Origin of the sequence: Sebaldella termitidis ATCC 33386, assembly GCF_000024405.1 — a bacterium.
GTDB lineage: Bacteria > Fusobacteriota > Fusobacteriia > Fusobacteriales > Leptotrichiaceae > Sebaldella > Sebaldella termitidis.
In genome coordinates, this window is the sequence record NC_013517.1 from 2338291 (window position 1) to 2354537 (window position 16247).

The following is a 16247-nucleotide window of genomic DNA, read 5'->3' on the forward strand; positions in this document are numbered from 1 at the left end:
CTTTATAAAATAAAAACACTTATTATAGTGTAAGATTTTTTTACCATTCTCTTCATTTGAAAAATCTTTTCTCCCTGATAAATAAAATATATTTTTTGTAAAATTATCACTCATTAAAACACGACAAATCATTTAATGAAATATAAAATATATTTTCAATATTTTTTTATCTAAAAAATGTTTATAAAATACTTTGTTTTCTACAATAATCGCAGATTATGTGCTATAATATATTAGGAGGTAAACTCCCAGATCTCAAACATATAGAAATTTTAAGGAGACAAAGTGAATAATATAAAATTAGATTTAACAAATTTATTGGATGAAATAATTGCAGGAGGAAAATACAGCAATCTTCAGCTTAACTATTACTTTTCAACTAAAGGTTATAATAAAAAAGAAAAATCGTTCATAACAAATATAATACATACGACATTAAAAAATCTTATTTTTATAGATTATTTAATAGAGAAAAACGCTTCAAACATAAAAAAGAGAAAAATAAAACAATTACTCAGAATCTCTGTTGCACAATTTTTATTAAATAAAGAGAGCGATTATTCAGGAATAGTTTTTGAAGCTGTAGAAACTGCAAAAATTATAAATAAACATCAAACTGGTTTTGTAAATGTAATATTACGAAATATTTTTCAAAAATACGACCAGCTGGTCTCAGAAATTCCGCCGACAAAAAAATATTCTGTGGAACTTTCTTATCCGCAATGGATTATTAACAAAATAGCTTCTGATTACCCAGAAAATTATGTAAGAATACTACAATCTTATAAGACAAAAAGCTATTTATCTTTCAGAATTAACCCAAGAAAATTTTCAAGAGAAGATTTCATTAAGCTGGCCGGAAAGCATGAAAGTAAAATATTATTTGAAATAGAAAATGTATTTTATATGTCTAACTCTGCTTTACTTGATACAAAAGAATTTAAAGAAAACTGTTTTTCTGTGCAGGATGCATCTTCATATCTTGCAGTCAAGGCTCTGGACGTACAGGATGATGACATTGTTCTGGATGCCTGCAGTGCTCCGGGCGGAAAAATGTCTGCAATTCTTCAGGAATACAACCCTGATTTAGTAGTAGCTTCAGATATACATGAACATAAAATAGGAATGCTGAAAGAAATAAAGAAAAAAAATAATTTCACTAATTTAAAAATTGTATTGAATGATGCCAGAGAAATAGGAGAGTTAAACGAGAAATTTGACAAAATTTTACTGGATGTTCCTTGCAGCGGTCTAGGTGTGTTACGAAAAAAGCCTGAAAAAATCTATACACTGGAAAACAGTGATATTAAAAAATTAAAAAAAATACAGAAAGCAATTTTTGACAGTGCATATCATTCACTAAAAGAAAATGGGGTAATTATCTACAGTACATGTACCTTTACCCGTGAAGAGAATACCAACAACATAAAATACTTTACAGAAAAATATCCTGATTTGGTTATTGAAAATGTTATTTTCCCTGATAATGTATTTATTTCTAAAGATGAGTTCGGTGGCAGCTTTATTGATTACAGAAATAAATATCTGGACGGCTTCTACATAGCAAAATTTAGAAAGAAGGGGAAAAATGATATTTGAACTTAATAATGATGTCGAATTTATTTTGGATATTCTGAACAAAAACGGTGAAGGTTATATAGTGGGCGGTTCAGTAAGGGATATACTTCTTGGAGTTTCGCCTAAAGACTATGATTTTACTACAAATATCGCTTATTCGACGTTAAAAGAGCTTTTTAAAGATTATAATCCCAAAGAAATAGGTAAACATTTTGGTATACTGATGATAAAAATAAATGGTATTCATTATGAAATAGCAAAATTTAGAAAAGATATCGGAATACTTAACGGCAGACATCCTGAAAGTGTAAAATTTGTTGATGAAATTGCCGAAGATCTCAAAAGAAGAGATTTTACAATAAATGCTATGGCCTACAGCCGTAAAAACGGACTTATTGATTTATATAACGGAAGCAGTGATATAAAAAATAAACTGATACGCTTTGTTGGAGATCCCGGCCTCAGAATAAAAGAGGACGCATTACGAATATTACGTGCTGTAAGATTTGTTTCTGCTTTAGGATTTGATTTGGAAACAGAGACAAAAAAAGCTATACTTAAAAATAAATTGCAGCTGAAAAAAATTTCAAAAGAGCGTATAAGAGAGGAATTTTCAAAAATCCTGCTTTCAGATTATGTGGATAAAGGACTGCTGCTGATGAAAGAACTGGGAATTCTGGAAATAATAATACCCGAAATTGAAATGCTCTATGAATTTAATCAGAATAATCCTCATCACCATAAGGATGTTTTTGCCCATACCGTGTCAGTAGTAAAAAATACGCAAAAAGATCTTCTTACACGCATCACAGCTCTTTTTCACGACATAGGCAAGCCTAATACGCACTCAATTGATAAAAACGGAATTTCACACTATTACGGGCATGAGAATAACAGTGCAGAGATTGCTTCGGCTGCTCTTAGAAGATTGAAATTTCCGAATGACTTTATTAGAGATGTGGACGTCTTAATTCGAAATCATATGATAATTTTTGAAAAACCGGGAGCTAAAGCAATAAAAAAATTTATTTGCAAAGTAGGAATTGAAAATTTAGATAAAATATTTGATCATTTTTATGCTGATATGAGCTCAAAAAAACCGCCTGTTGATTATTCCTTGATAGATTCTTTAAAATCTAAAGTAGATGAAATCATTGATAAAAACGAAAATATTGAAAAGCAGGACTTAGAGATCAATGGTAATGATATGCTGGCATTAAAAATTCAGCAAAAGCAGATCAGTAAAATTAAAAATGAAATTTATGAAAAAGTTTTGGACGGAAATCTTGAAAATAATAAAAAAGATATTGTAAATTACATTATGAATACAAAAGGAATAAATGAAGAACTTCAGGAAACAAAATCTTCAGGGGCTATTGTCTATAAAGTTGAGGGAAATGAAATCAAGTATCTTCTGATTATGCTTATAAGAGGTAACTGGGGATTTCCTAAAGGGCACTTTGAAGGTGAAGAAACAGAGAAAGAGACTGCAGTGCGTGAAATTTTTGAGGAAACAGGTCTAAATGTAAAATTTCATGATGATTTCCGAGAAACTATACAATATTTTCCCGCACCATTTATATTTAAAACAGTAATATATTTTCTTGCAGAAGCAGTTACAGATAATGTAAAAATTCAGACAGACGAGGTAGCAGAATACAGATGGGCCACTTATGATGAAGCTGCTAAATTAATAACCTACAGACTTCAAAAGAAAATTTTGAAAAAAGCAAATGATATGTTATCAAATGAATTAAAATAAATAGAAAATTCTAAATTGCAAAGGAGGCTGAAAATATGGGAGTTGGTGATTTTTCATTAGATCATATGCCCTATGAGGCACCTATTTTGGGCTATGGAATATTGGTGTTAATATTTGTTTTTCTTACTGTAAATTATTTATCATTCAAACTTATAGGTTTTATGCTGCGGATTGATACAAGAACAGGAAATGATCCTTCAAAGATCGTTTATCTGCTTTCATTTATAGTATCATCTGTACTTACATTCCTGATTATATATCCTATACTGAAAAAAACTGTACTATAAAATACGGAGGTAAAAATGAAATACATCGGCGCTCATGTCAGTGCATCGGGAGGAGTCTCACAGGCACCAATAAATGCTAAAAATATAAATGCCAAAGCTTTCGGACTTTTTGTCAAAAACCAGAAAAGGTGGGAGGCAAAGCCGCTGGAAAGCTCAGAAATCGAAAAATTTAAAAATGAAATAAATGAATTTGGATATAATGCAGAGCATATCCTTCCACATGCCGGATATCTTATTAATCTCGGAAATCCGGAAATCGAAAAAAGAGAAAAATCTTATAATTCCATGATTGATGAAGCCGGCAGATGCGAGCAGCTCGGTCTGACTTTGATTAATGTACATCCGGGAAGTCATTTGAAAGCTATTACCGAAGAAGAATGCATAGAACTCATTGCTGATTCTATCAATAATGTACATGCTGCTACTGATTTTATAAACATTGTTTTGGAAAATACTGCCGGAATGGGAAGCAACATGGGTTATAAATTTGAACATCTGAGAGATATAATATCGCTTGTAAAAGATCAAAGCAGAGTAGGAGTATGTATCGATACCTGTCATGCTTTTGCAGCCGGATATGATTTAAGAACTGAAAAAGCATATAAGAATACTATGGATGCTTTTGAGAGTATAGTAGGCTTTAAGTATCTGAAAGGAATTCATCTGAATGATTCCATGTATGATCTTGGGCTGAAAAAGGACAGGCATGAAAGTCTTTTGAAGGGAAAACTTGGCGAGGAGTGTTTTCGTCTTATTATGAATGATAAAAGACTTGATGACATACCTATAATACTGGAAACTATAGACGACACAATATGGAAAAAAGAGCTAGAATTCTTATACTCTTTAAGTAAAAATTAATTTATGGAGAATACAAAATGTCTGTATTAGCAAAAAAAGGAGAAAAAACTGGAATCACAGTACCTTATGATCAATATTCCAGTATGCTAAAGTACGAAATTCTAGCATTTTTCTCCCAAGTTCTTGATGAAAAAATTTCTTTGAATGATTATGATAATGCTGTAAATATGACTGAATCAGTTTTAAATACAAAGTTTGAACTGCCTTTGCAGTTTAACCGGAGTAATTGTAATAATAGCAATTTTCTTATTGTTAATCAAAAAACAAAATTTAAAAACTTTTTTACATATTTGAAGGAGGAGCTGAACAGCTGTGATTCTTTTTGTTTTATCGTGAGTTTTATAAAATTTTCAGGTATACAGCTTCTTATAAATACACTTGACGAATTAAAAAATAGAGGAATAAAAGGGAAAATAGTCACTTCGGTATATTTGAACATAACAGATCCAAAAGCTCTGAGAAAGCTTGCAGAATATGATAATTTGGAAATAAAGATTTATAACAATACACGGGAGAGTTTTCATACAAAAGCTTATTTATTTCACAGAAAAGAATACAGCTCATGTATTATAGGCTCTTCAAATCTAAGTCAGTCTGCTTTATATTCCGGTGAGGAATGGAATGTACGACTGGTAAAAGATAACTATCTGGAAATTTTTGATCAGTCGTATGAGCAGTTTGAAAAAATATGGGATAGTAATGAAGCAATAGAATTGAATTCAAAATTTATTGATATGTATGAAAATTTCAGAAACAAAAGCGGAAATATTGAAACATTCGATTTTAAAAAAGAAGAAACTGAAAAAGAAATATTTATGCCTAATAAAATGCAGTCAGAGCTTCTTGAGAAATTAAAACTCACAAGAGAATTCGGAAATAAAAAAGGATTGATTGTAGCTGCTACGGGGACTGGTAAAACTTATCTCGCTGCTATGGATATTCTAAAAATGAATCCCAAGTCATTTTTATTTATAGCACACAGGGAAGAGCTTATAAATAATGCTTTTAATGTTTTCTCGAAAATTCTTCCTTATGATAAAAATGAATATGGCTTTCTTACAGGCAGTGAAAAAAATTATAATAAAAGATTTATGTTTTCTACAATTCAATCTTTGTATAAAAATACGGAATATTTTTCAAAAGATGCTTTCGATTACATTATTATAGATGAGTTTCATCATTCAAAAGCTTCCACTTATGAAGCTGTAATCAATTATTTTAATCCTTTTTTTATGTTAGGGCTTACTGCAACACCTGAAAGAATGGACGGGAAAGATATTTTGGAACTGTGTGATTATAATCTGATTGGAGAGATGGGTCTTCGTGAAGCTCTTGAATATGACTTACTCTCTCCTTTTCATTATTTTGGAGTAATTGACGATACTGTGGATTATGAGCAGATCCCTTTTAGTAACGGAAAATATGATGATAAAATACTTGGTGAAAAATTAAGCATACCAAAAAGGGTAGACTTTATTCATAATAAAATAGAGAAAATAGGTTTTGACGGAGACAGGGTAAAATCTATTGCTTTTTGTGCGAATATAAAACACGCAGAGTTCATGAAAGAGCAGTTCAGACTGAAAGGTTATACGACAGAATCAATCACTGCGAAAGACAGTCAGCTGAAAAGAAAAGAAGTAATAAATGCTTTTCAAACAGGGGAAATCGAAATTTTGTGTGTTGTGGATATTTTTAACGAGGGTATTGATATACCTGATGTTAATCTTTTATTATTTCTAAGGCCTACTATGTCATCTACAATATTTATACAGCAGCTGGGACGCGGTCTCAGAAAAGTTAAGAATAAAGATTTTGTAACTATTTTGGATTTTATAGGGAATCATAAAAAGGACTACATAATTACTCAGGCTTTTTCAGAGAATACTCTTAATGAAAAAGACAGACTCCTGAATGAAGTCAGAAATCAATTTTCTGATATTCCCGGAGCATCTTATATTGAGCTTGACAGAATATGCCAGGATAGAATAATATCTAAGATAGAGAATTATAATAGTTTGAGCAGAGACAATATTGTTTCTGAATATCTGGATTTTAAAAATGAAATTGGAAGAGAAATAGACATTATTGATTTTAAAGATAATACAGAATTATTCCTAAGACTGAAAAATAAGTTCGGCTCTTTTGTTAAAACACAAAAATTAATCGAAAAACTGGATTATTATTTTAGTGATGAAGAGGAGAAAATCTTTGAAATTTTAGAAAAAAATCTTAGTATAAATTATCCTTATGAAACACTTATTATCTGGCTTTTGCACAGTCTTGACAGAGTTTCTGTCAGTGATGTCATAGAAAAATTTGAATCTGTATTTTTTGTCAAAATAAATGAAAGAATACAGTATAATCTTATTATAAGAGCAATGAAAGAGCTAAGTGAAAATGATTTATTTATTTTTAATCCGGAAACTAACATAATTTCTTTAAAAAATATTGATTTTACTGCATTTTATAAAAAACGACTGATTGGTCTAATTGAGCTTTTTATTTTGAAATTTAAAAAAGAAATTGATATAAATGAATTCAATAATAACATCCTAGTAAAATACAAAGAGTATTCCAGAGTAGAACTGCAGATACTGCTTGATTCTAATGCACAAAAAGGATCATGGCGTGCCGGTTACTCAGTGTCTAGAGAACATGTATGTCTGTTTATTACACTAAATAAATCTCTTGTACAGAAGGAAGAGCTGAAGTATGATAATTATTTTCACAGACAGGACATTGTTCAGTGGATAAGTCAGAGCAAAACAAGGCATGATTCTAAAATAGGACAGATGTATGTAAAACATAAAGAGATGAATATGAAAGTTCATATTTTTATACGAAAGGAACCTGTTTTGGAAAACGGGACAGCGGCACCTTTTACATATCTGGGAGAGTCTGAATATTTCAGCAGTCATGGTGACAAGCCTATGTATATGTTATGGAAGCTTCATTATCCCGTTCCAAACGAGCTGTTTATTGATTTTACAGTTTGATAAAGTATTTTTAAGAATTAAAGGAGTCAACAAATGTTAAACACTATTGTCAATTCAGTAGGAATTATTGCCTTTGCCTGTTCGGGAGTTTTCAAGGGTTTAAAGTATAATTTTGATATTTTTGGTATCACTGTTTTAGGAATCATTACCGCCTGCGGAGGCGGAATCATCAGAGATATTTTACTCAACAGAATGCCTGTAGCTATTGCCAAACCACATGATGTATATCTTGCAATTTTTACTTCGTTTATAATATATTTTACTGTAAAAATTCAGGAAAAGCGTCTAAATATGAAAACTATAGATAATTCAAAAATATTTATGAGACTGGTAAAGCTTTCAGATGCACTTGGTCTGGCATTATTTACTATTATTGGTGCCAGTATTGCTGTCAAAAGCGGTCTTGGAATACTTAGTGTCGCCGTTATGGCGACTATTACAGGGGTCGGAGGCGGAATTATCAGAGACCTTCTTGTAAATGAAATCCCGTTTGTCCTGAAAGAAGATATTTATGCTACATTATCTTTTGCAGGGGGCATTATATATTATATCTGTATTGTTAAAATGGGAATTGCCTATAATACAGTTGTCCCATTTTTATTTATAATTTTACTTTTTGTAAGACTTGTGGCTATAAAATATAAATTAAGTCTTCATTTTTCAAATTCAAAGAACGGAGAGAATAAAGAATGATTGCATCTATTATAGATATCGGTACTAATTCTTGCAGATTAATGATTGCAGACAGTAAAAACAATACTGTAAATCCACTTATTAAAAAAGTCGAATTTACCAGACTCGGAGAAGGGGTAAATAAGACAAAAATGCTGGCTACAGAAGCTGTTAACCGGACATTAAAGGTCTTAAAAGAATATAAAAAAATCAGTGATTCCTATAATTCTGAAAAAATATTAGCCTTTGCTACAAGTGCAGTTAGAGATTCTTCAAACAGAGAAGAATTTTTGGAACTTGTAAAAAGAGAATGCGGGATTATAATAAACTGTATCAGCGGAATTGAAGAAGGAAAGGCTGCTTTTGTGGGCGGAACCAGCTTTCTTGATTCTCATTATTCAAAAGTTCTTCTTGTTGATATCGGCGGCGGCAGTACTGAATTTTCATACGGAGCTCCTAAAAAAATTCCCAAACATGTAAAAAGCTTTGATTTGGGAGCTGTAAGATTCAAAGAAATGCTTGAAGAGGGGACTACTTATCAGGAATTAGAAAATCATATTAATAATGAACTGTCTAAAATTGATTTTATTACCAGTGATTTTGAGCTGCTTGGAGTAGCTGCATCAATTACAGGTCAGATTGCCCTGTATTATGATGAGCCCTATGATCCAGCAAAATCTCATAATAAAAAACTTACTCTTGATATGATAAGAGATAATTTTCACAAACTAAGTAAAATGTCTGTGGAAGAGATCATGAAGCTTCCTTCTATAAATGCCAAAAGAGCTGATGTAATAACTTCCGGAACTTTTTTACTTTTAAAAATACTGGAATATTTTAATAAGGAGTATATACTTACTTCTGAAATTGATCTTCTGGAGGGACATTTCATATTGAATATCTTAAATTAGAACTTAATCAAATTCGCACTGTGCGAATAAAGAAATTTAAAAAAACAAACTTGTTAAATATTTATAAATAATATATAATTAAAGTAATTGTTTATAATAAAAAATAATCGAGGTGTTATGCAGGAAAAAATACGTTACACCAAAACTGGAAAAAAGGTTGGTGTTTTTGAATTTGAAGGAAGATTACACGAGAAGATTTTGCTGACAAAAGAACAATATGCCGAGCATATTCAAAAAAAACATCCGGAAATAACTTTGGAGATAATAGAAAATACACTAAAAAATCCGGATATTGTTACTAAAAAATCAAGATCAAAGAAAGAGCATTTTTATCAGAAAAAAATAGATAATATCAATTTCTTTGTTGTAGTGTCTTTTTATAAAAATATCAAAAAAATAAGATTTATTCTTACGGCATATTCTGTTAACAATAATGAGTATTTAAAGGACAAAAATATATATTATGTTTACAAAAGAAAATTAGACTGATGGAGGTAGAAATGAAAATAGCAATTGGTAATGACCATGCAGGTGTTGATCTTAAAGAAAAAGTAGCAGATTTTTTAAAAGGTAAAGGATACGAGGTCGAAAATGTGGGAACAGATACTAAAGAATCTGTAGATTATCCTGATATTGCAAGAAAAGTAGCTAAACTTGTCAATGATAAAGAGTGTGAATTTGGTATAGTTATATGCGGTACCGGTATAGGAATATCAATTGCTGCCAATAAAGTACCAGGGATAAGATGTGCATTGTGCCATAATTCGTTTACTGCGAAATTAAGCAGACTTCATAATAATTCTAATGTTTTATCTTTAGGTGCGAGAGTAATCGGAGATGAGCTGGCACTCGATATTGTAGATGCGTATCTGACTACAGACTTTGAAGGCGGAAGACATGCCAGAAGAGTAGATAAGATAGAAGAATGCTAAAATTTTGAAAAAGGAGAAAATAATGTCTACTATATTTAAAAAAATTATAGATAAAGAAATACCGGCAAATATCGTATATGAAGATAATGATTTCGTTGCTTTCAGAGATATTAACCCTCAGGCAAAGGTACACATTCTTGTTATTCCGAAGAAAGAAATAGTTAATCTTAATGAAGCTTCAGATGAAGATGCTCTTATGCTCGGAAAGCTTCAGATATTAATCGCCAAAATTGCCAAAGATGAAGGAATAGCTGACGATGGTTACAGAGTTATACTAAATGTGAATAAAGACGGTGGCCAGGAGGTTTTTCACATTCATTATCATATACTTGGCGGTGAAAAAATCGGAGTTTTAAATTCAAATAAATGATTTTTACGACCAGTCGGTCTAAATTAGCAAGGAGTAAAAGTGAAAACTACAATAGCAAGTCCTGACAATAAATTCTATAAGATATTAAGAAAACTGGACAAGAAAAAATACAGAGATAAAAATAATATTTTCAAAGCTGAAGGTGAGAAATTTCTCAAGGAAAAGATAAATTTCACAAAAATAATAATAAAAGAATCGAAATATGAATATCTTGAAAATAAGTATAAAATTACACAATTTAATAATCTGACAATTTTAAAAGATGATCTTTTTGATGAAATTTCAGAACAGGAAAACAGTCAGGGTGTTATTGTTTTATATTCTAAACTGCTTACTTCAATTGAGGAAATAGACGGAGATGTTGTTATTCTGGATGATGTACAGGATCCCGGAAATATCGGAACTATCATTCGTACTATGGAAGCTTCAGGTTTCAAAAATCTGATACTTACCAAAGGAAGTGTCGATGTATATAACCCTAAGACAGTCAGGGCAACTATGGGCGGTATATTTAAATCAAATATTATATATGAAACACCGGAAAGAATAACAGAATTCCTAAAGGATAATAATTATCAGGTTATTTCTACATTACTTGATAAGAATTCTATTGATTACCGTGATGTGGAGTTAAAAGAAAAAAATGCCTACATATTTGGAAATGAAGGACACGGTATTTCTGATATTTTTATAGAAAGTACTGATATAAAGGCTATTATTCCTATTTATGGTGATGTAGATTCCCTAAACGTAAGTGTTGCATCTGGAATATTTTTATATAAAATGAGAGAAAAAATAGAAAATAAATAAAGCACAAAACATTTAATCACAGCTTTGGCTCTGCTACGGAAATTTATGGAGGAAAATATGGCAAGACGTATAGATAATCAATTTTTAGAAAATTTTAAAAGAAATACTGGTCTTATGACCGTTTTTACAGAAAAGAAAGATAAACTTGATACTTTTATAAAAATTATGTGTGATGAATTTGAAACATCTGTTTTAAAAAGCGGAACATTTTGTGTTAATTTTGTAAATAACTTTGGGGTTAACAATTCTGAGAATTCCAGAAAAATTCATTTAAGTAACTTATTGTTTTTAGAAAAAAGAATAGTTAATTTAAAGGAAGAATTTCTGAATGTAAAAAATTCCGGAATGGTAAAAGACAAAGATTCCATTTCTATACTAAATAAAATCCTGGAGGATCTGGAGCTTTTGGAAAAATTCACTGAAGATAAAGCAAAAGAAACAGAAATAATAATTGAAATTGAAAAAAATAATGTAGTTATCAGCAATATAATTGAAGATAAATATGAAAAATTTTCCGAGAAAATCGTCGAACTGGAAACTGAAAATAAGAGACTGATGTATAAGCAGAAGGAATATTTCTATATTATTCTTATTTTACTTTTTTTCATTGGTGTTCTTGCAATAATAGGATTTTTTATATAATAATTTTATAAAAGGAGATACATATGAAAAAATGTTTTTTTATTATCTTATTATTATTATTAACAGCTTCATGTGCACAGTCGAAGTTAGACTGCCGTGGAAAAGATCCCAGATGTACAGATGAGACAGGATTTGATCTGATTGATATAGATTTTTTTTGATATGGAAACGTGTCTTATAGAAAAGAAAAGACACGTTTTGTATTTATAACTAATATAGGTAGAGAATTAGTTATTATATTTTACTTTTTAGTTACGTCCGATAATATATGTTATGTATATTTTTCGAAAAAATAAATACTGTTTATAAAATTGTAATAAAAAATGACCTTTTAATTTAGGTCATTTTATTTATTTTTTCTTTACTACTTCTCCATCTTTATAATAACTATTTTTATCTTCAGCATTATAATTTATTCCTTCTAAAGTTTGATTTCCATAATAACTTATGAATGTATTTAAATCAGCTTCCTTTATTTTAATTCTACCACTATAAACATTATTTTTATCTCTACTATATGGAAAATCCATAGTTTTAAAAGTTTGCAAATCAGCTTCTTTAATTTTAGCTTTCATATAATAAACATTTCTTTTATCTTTCCCATACATAGTTTCTATAACCTCAAAAGTTTGCGGATCAACTTTTTCTACATAATAATCTGGAACAAAATACACACGTTTTTTATCTTTTGCATACCCACCACCTAAACATGTAAAAGTTGAACTATCAACATCTTTTTCTAATACAATTATATTATAATGATCCTTAAACATGTCTTCATTAGTTTTACATTTAAAAACTTCTATTTTTTGATCACAACTACTAAATAATATACTTAACAATACAAATAATATTACTTTCTTCATTTAATAACTCCTTTTTATTTTTGTTCTTATATTTTAACCATAATGTATACTTTTTGTCAAATTCTACTCCATATAAAAAATGACCACAAAATTTTCGTTTTAAGATCGTTCTTTTTTATATTTGAATTTCTTATATACCTATTTCTTTTTTACCATTTTACCAACTTGATAATAATTGTTTTTATCTTCTGCATCAAATGTAAAATTATTTTCTATTATTTTAAAACTTTTTACATCTGCTTCTTTTAATATTATATCCTTACAATAAACTGTATCTTTGTCTTTTGAATAATGACTATCTAATATTTCAAAGCTAGATATATCAATATTTTCTATTTTTTTATATTTATTAAAATTTTCTTGATAATAAATGCCATTTTTATCCATTATATAAAATGGAAAACTAAAATTTTTAAACGTATTTGAATCTATTTCATCTATTTTTTCACCCATGTAATAAACATAATTTTTATCTTTCCCATAATATATGTCTATTTCCTCAAAACTATTATAATCTGCATCTTTTACTTCTATTTCCCTATAATAAATTTTGTAATTTTTTTGTTCATATGCTTTAATAAGCATTGACTTTTTTATTTTAGGTTCTATCTTAAGATAAGCAATAAAAATTACACCAAATAATATACTTAAAAATATTAATAACTTTAATTTTTTCATTAATAACTCCTTTTTATTTTTGTTCTTATATTTTAACTATAATGTATACTTTTTGTCAAATTTATATCTTCCTGTAAAAAATGACCTCCATACTTTGATTTTAAGGTCGTTCTTTTTTTATTTTTGAATTCTTACATGCTCGTTTCTTTTTCTGCTGCTACAGAACAAAATTCTTTATAATTCTCTTCTATTATATTCCAATATAGAAAAAAAGAACCATTACCCCTTTCTTCACAAAACTACCTTGAATTATCACCTTGTTCTTTTCTTATGAGGCATAACGCCTCATGAAGGAGTTCATGTCTTTTTCTTTTTAATATCCCATACCTTCTATATCTCTCAAAGATTGTTTTGACTCAGCATAACCATTTTCAAAAGCCTTTTTATAATATTCTTTAGCTTGTATATAATCTCCTTTTTTCTCATTTATAACTCCCAAGTTATGAAGAACAACTCCTAATTCATGTAATGTTTCAATTTTATTATTTTCTTCTATTAATTTGTAATATTGCTCTGCTAAATCATATTTTTTTAATTCTATATACAAATTGCCTAAATTAAAATATGCTTCTCGATTATTGTTATCTATTGCCATTTTCCAATATTTTTCTGCTAATTCATATTTCTCTTGTTTTGCATATAGTGAACCTAAGTAATTCATTGCTGTATTATTTTTATTTTTCTCAACTGCTTTTAAAAAATATTCTTCTGCTTTTTTAAAATCTCCTTTTTCATAATATTGTTCTCCTTTTTCTCCAGTGGACATCTTTGAACAAGATATTAATAGACACCAAAATATTAAAATAATCAAATAAATTTTTTTCATATATTCCTCCTAAATTTTTTATTATATTTCTATCATGCTTGTTTCTCATTCTGTAGCTACAGAATAAAATTTTACATAATCTGTCTTAATTTCTCTGTTTTCTTATTGTTTCATTAAAACAACTCTTTACTATAAAATTTTATATTTTCCTTATTACAACACAGCATAATAAAAAGAGCTATTAAGCTCTTTTCTATTTAGATCAAATGTATAAGCTTTTATTTCTCTATACATTTATATACTTCATCTTGATATAACTTAATCCGCTTAGTATTCTTTGGATTGTAAAAATCATATATTGTATATACTGTTCCTGTTGAAACTTTTATTGCTAGAACATCTAATATATTGCCGTTCTCATCAAAAATTGTTGTCTCATAGACATTATTCCCTTTATATTCCGGTTCTAAATAACTATGATATTCTTCTATTATTGTAGCACTTTCAATAAGCTTTTTAACCTTCAGTTCACATTTTGAATAACTTATGATATTAATTAATACTAATAATAAAAATACTTTTTTCATGTTTAAATCTCCTTTTTTATTAAATAAAACCAAATATTAATTTTATTCTTTCTTACTATAATAAGAATATCATAATTCACATAAAAGTACAATGATATTCTTTAATAAGATATCTTTTTCCTTATTTAGTCAAATTTATCTTTAATGGCCCCCATATTTCAATTTTAAGGTCATTCTTTTTTTATATTTGAATCTTACATGTCAGTTTCTTTTTCTGCTTCTACAGGATGAAATTCTTCGTAATTCTCTTCTATTATACTCTTATTTGAATTGAAAAAAAAGAGCCTTCATGTTCTTTTTTCATATTATCACCATGTTCTCTTTTTTTACCTGTTTATTCAAACATATTTAACATTTCCTCAAATTTCTTTTGTGATTCTGTAATTAATTTTTCTTTTTCTGAAAATGTTTTATCAAATTTTTCTTTTTCTGATTCATCATAATGAAATGCATTATCCTGAAAAAATTTTCCATGAATTCCTTTTAGAGCATTCTCCTGTAATTCTAAAACTTGTAATGCTTTCATATAAGTACCTTCTGGCGTACATATATTATAATTCTTACCACTTTTAAACCCATATTTACTGTAATAATCTGGATATCCATAAATTATAATTGCTTTATAGGATAAATCCCTAGCTTTTTTTATAGAATATTCTATTAACTTTCTGCCTATTCCTTTATTTTGAAATTCTGGCAGAATACTTACCGGTCCAAATGTTATTACTTCATGCTTTTGGTTAAATTCATCTTCAATATAAGAAAGCGTATAAATTATGCTTCCTACTATCTTATCTTGATGAACAGCAACTAAATCTAAATGTTTTATGAAATTTTTACTTTTTCTCAGATTGTGTACTATAAAATGTTCATCAGCTCCGGGGACATATAAATTCCAAAAAGCTTCTCTTGTTAGTTCTTCTACTTCCCTATAATCTTTTTCTGTCTCATTTTTAATTTGAATTTCCATATTATTTCCTTTCTAATAACGTATAATCGATAATATTTCTCTTCTATATTTATATACTTTTGCTAGTGATAAAAAACAACCTTCATATTTTGATTTTAAGGTTGTTCTTTTTTTTATTTATCTTGTTACTCCAGAATAAAATTTCTACATTTGTCTAAATACCAATGCTCTCAATATACAATCAGCTATACCCAAAAAGCCCAATTTACACCAAATCTATCTTCAAACCTTACAGTACATGGACTGTAATCTGTAAATTGTATTGGATTAATTGTAATACTTTCAAATTCCATTTTTGAATAAGCACTTTTTAACTCATCTTCATTTTCAAACTGGAGGCATAACTGATATCCTCCGGACTTAGAAATGCCGTCATTATTACCAAAATCATTAAGCATAAGCAGCTCACCATGAATTATCATTTCTGCATGAATAATAAGACCTGAATCAGAGTCTTCAATGAGTGTTTTAACTTCTGCATACAGTGCATCCTTATACAGCTCTATCGCCTCTTTACAATTTCCATTAAAATATATGTGCGTTATCAGCATTCCAA

General features: G+C 28.9%; 19 protein-coding genes. 13 read left to right on the top strand and 6 right to left on the bottom strand.

Annotation, left to right across the window (positions count from 1 at the left end; translation table 11 throughout):
- Window positions 1–285: 285 nt before the first annotated feature.
- From rsmB to STERM_RS22185, 13 genes are all read left to right on the top strand, one after another.
- Window positions 286–1599, top strand: coding sequence for a 16S rRNA (cytosine(967)-C(5))-methyltransferase RsmB (gene rsmB / locus STERM_RS10825; protein ID WP_012861649.1), 1314 nt, complete (start codon window positions 286–288; stop codon window positions 1597–1599).
- A complete protein-coding gene (locus tag STERM_RS10830; protein ID WP_012861650.1) occupies window positions 1589–3340 on the top strand; it encodes a tRNA nucleotidyltransferase/poly(A) polymerase-related protein in 1752 nt (583 codons plus the stop codon). Before rsmB ends, STERM_RS10830 begins: the two co-directional genes overlap by 11 nt.
- A 35-nt stretch (window positions 3341–3375) precedes the next feature.
- Window positions 3376–3627 carry a hypothetical protein gene (locus STERM_RS10835; protein ID WP_012861651.1) on the top strand — a complete coding sequence of 84 codons (252 nt, stop codon included), beginning with the start codon at window positions 3376–3378 and terminating at the stop codon, window positions 3625–3627.
- 15 nt (window positions 3628–3642) lie between these two features.
- Window positions 3643–4488 (top strand): deoxyribonuclease IV, encoded by an 846-nt coding sequence (nfo, locus tag STERM_RS10840; protein WP_012861652.1) that lies wholly within the window; start codon window positions 3643–3645, stop codon window positions 4486–4488.
- Between the two features lie 17 nt (window positions 4489–4505).
- Window positions 4506–7487 (top strand): DUF3427 domain-containing protein, encoded by a 2982-nt coding sequence (locus tag STERM_RS10845; protein WP_012861653.1) that lies wholly within the window; start codon window positions 4506–4508, stop codon window positions 7485–7487.
- A gap of 33 nt (window positions 7488–7520) precedes the next feature.
- Window positions 7521–8180: a trimeric intracellular cation channel family protein gene (locus STERM_RS10850; RefSeq protein ID WP_012861654.1), complete on the top strand. Its 660-nt coding sequence runs from the start codon at window positions 7521–7523 to the stop codon at window positions 8178–8180.
- A complete protein-coding gene (locus STERM_RS10855) occupies window positions 8177–9070 on the top strand; it encodes a Ppx/GppA phosphatase family protein (protein ID WP_012861655.1) in 894 nt (297 codons plus the stop codon). The genes STERM_RS10850 and STERM_RS10855 overlap by 4 nt, the downstream gene beginning before the upstream one ends.
- A gap of 117 nt (window positions 9071–9187) precedes the next feature.
- Complete coding sequence (locus STERM_RS10860) at window positions 9188–9559, top strand: hypothetical protein (protein WP_012861656.1); 372 nt, start codon at window positions 9188–9190, stop codon at window positions 9557–9559.
- An 11-nt stretch (window positions 9560–9570) separates the two neighbouring features.
- Window positions 9571–10002, top strand: coding sequence for a ribose 5-phosphate isomerase B (rpiB, locus tag STERM_RS10865; RefSeq protein WP_012861657.1), 432 nt, complete (start codon window positions 9571–9573; stop codon window positions 10000–10002).
- Between the two features lie 22 nt (window positions 10003–10024).
- A complete protein-coding gene (locus STERM_RS10870; RefSeq protein WP_012861658.1) occupies window positions 10025–10372 on the top strand; it encodes a histidine triad nucleotide-binding protein in 348 nt (115 codons plus the stop codon).
- A gap of 39 nt (window positions 10373–10411) precedes the next feature.
- Complete coding sequence (locus tag STERM_RS10875; protein ID WP_012861659.1) at window positions 10412–11182, top strand: TrmH family RNA methyltransferase; 771 nt, start codon at window positions 10412–10414, stop codon at window positions 11180–11182.
- 57 nt (window positions 11183–11239) lie between these two features.
- Window positions 11240–11824 carry a hypothetical protein gene (locus STERM_RS10880; RefSeq protein ID WP_012861660.1) on the top strand — a complete coding sequence of 195 codons (585 nt, stop codon included), beginning with the start codon at window positions 11240–11242 and terminating at the stop codon, window positions 11822–11824.
- A gap of 23 nt (window positions 11825–11847) precedes the next feature.
- Window positions 11848–11985 (top strand): hypothetical protein, encoded by a 138-nt coding sequence (locus tag STERM_RS22185; protein ID WP_012861661.1) that lies wholly within the window; start codon window positions 11848–11850, stop codon window positions 11983–11985.
- Between the two features lie 189 nt (window positions 11986–12174).
- Here STERM_RS22185 and STERM_RS10885 read toward each other — a convergent pair whose 3' ends face one another.
- The 6 genes from STERM_RS10885 to STERM_RS10910 form a co-directional block, all read right to left on the bottom strand.
- Window positions 12175–12690 (bottom strand): DKNYY domain-containing protein, encoded by a 516-nt coding sequence (locus STERM_RS10885; protein WP_012861662.1) that lies wholly within the window; start codon window positions 12688–12690, stop codon window positions 12175–12177.
- 138 nt (window positions 12691–12828) lie between these two features.
- The gene (locus STERM_RS10890; protein WP_012861663.1) at window positions 12829–13368 is read right to left on the bottom strand and encodes a DKNYY domain-containing protein; all 540 of its coding nucleotides are present in this window, start codon (window positions 13366–13368) and stop codon (window positions 12829–12831) included.
- Between the two features lie 313 nt (window positions 13369–13681).
- On the bottom strand, window positions 13682–14194 hold the full coding sequence (locus tag STERM_RS21270; RefSeq protein ID WP_012861664.1) for a tetratricopeptide repeat protein: 513 nt from the start codon (window positions 14192–14194) through the stop codon (window positions 13682–13684).
- Window positions 14195–14412: 218 nt separating this feature from the next.
- Window positions 14413–14721, bottom strand: coding sequence for a hypothetical protein (locus tag STERM_RS10900; protein WP_012861665.1), 309 nt, complete (start codon window positions 14719–14721; stop codon window positions 14413–14415).
- Window positions 14722–15055: 334 nt separating this feature from the next.
- Window positions 15056–15691 carry a GNAT family N-acetyltransferase gene (locus tag STERM_RS10905; protein WP_012861666.1) on the bottom strand — a complete coding sequence of 212 codons (636 nt, stop codon included), beginning with the start codon at window positions 15689–15691 and terminating at the stop codon, window positions 15056–15058.
- A gap of 185 nt (window positions 15692–15876) precedes the next feature.
- Window positions 15877–16242: a VOC family protein gene (locus STERM_RS10910; RefSeq protein WP_012861667.1), complete on the bottom strand. Its 366-nt coding sequence runs from the start codon at window positions 16240–16242 to the stop codon at window positions 15877–15879.
- Window positions 16243–16247 lie beyond the last annotated feature (5 nt).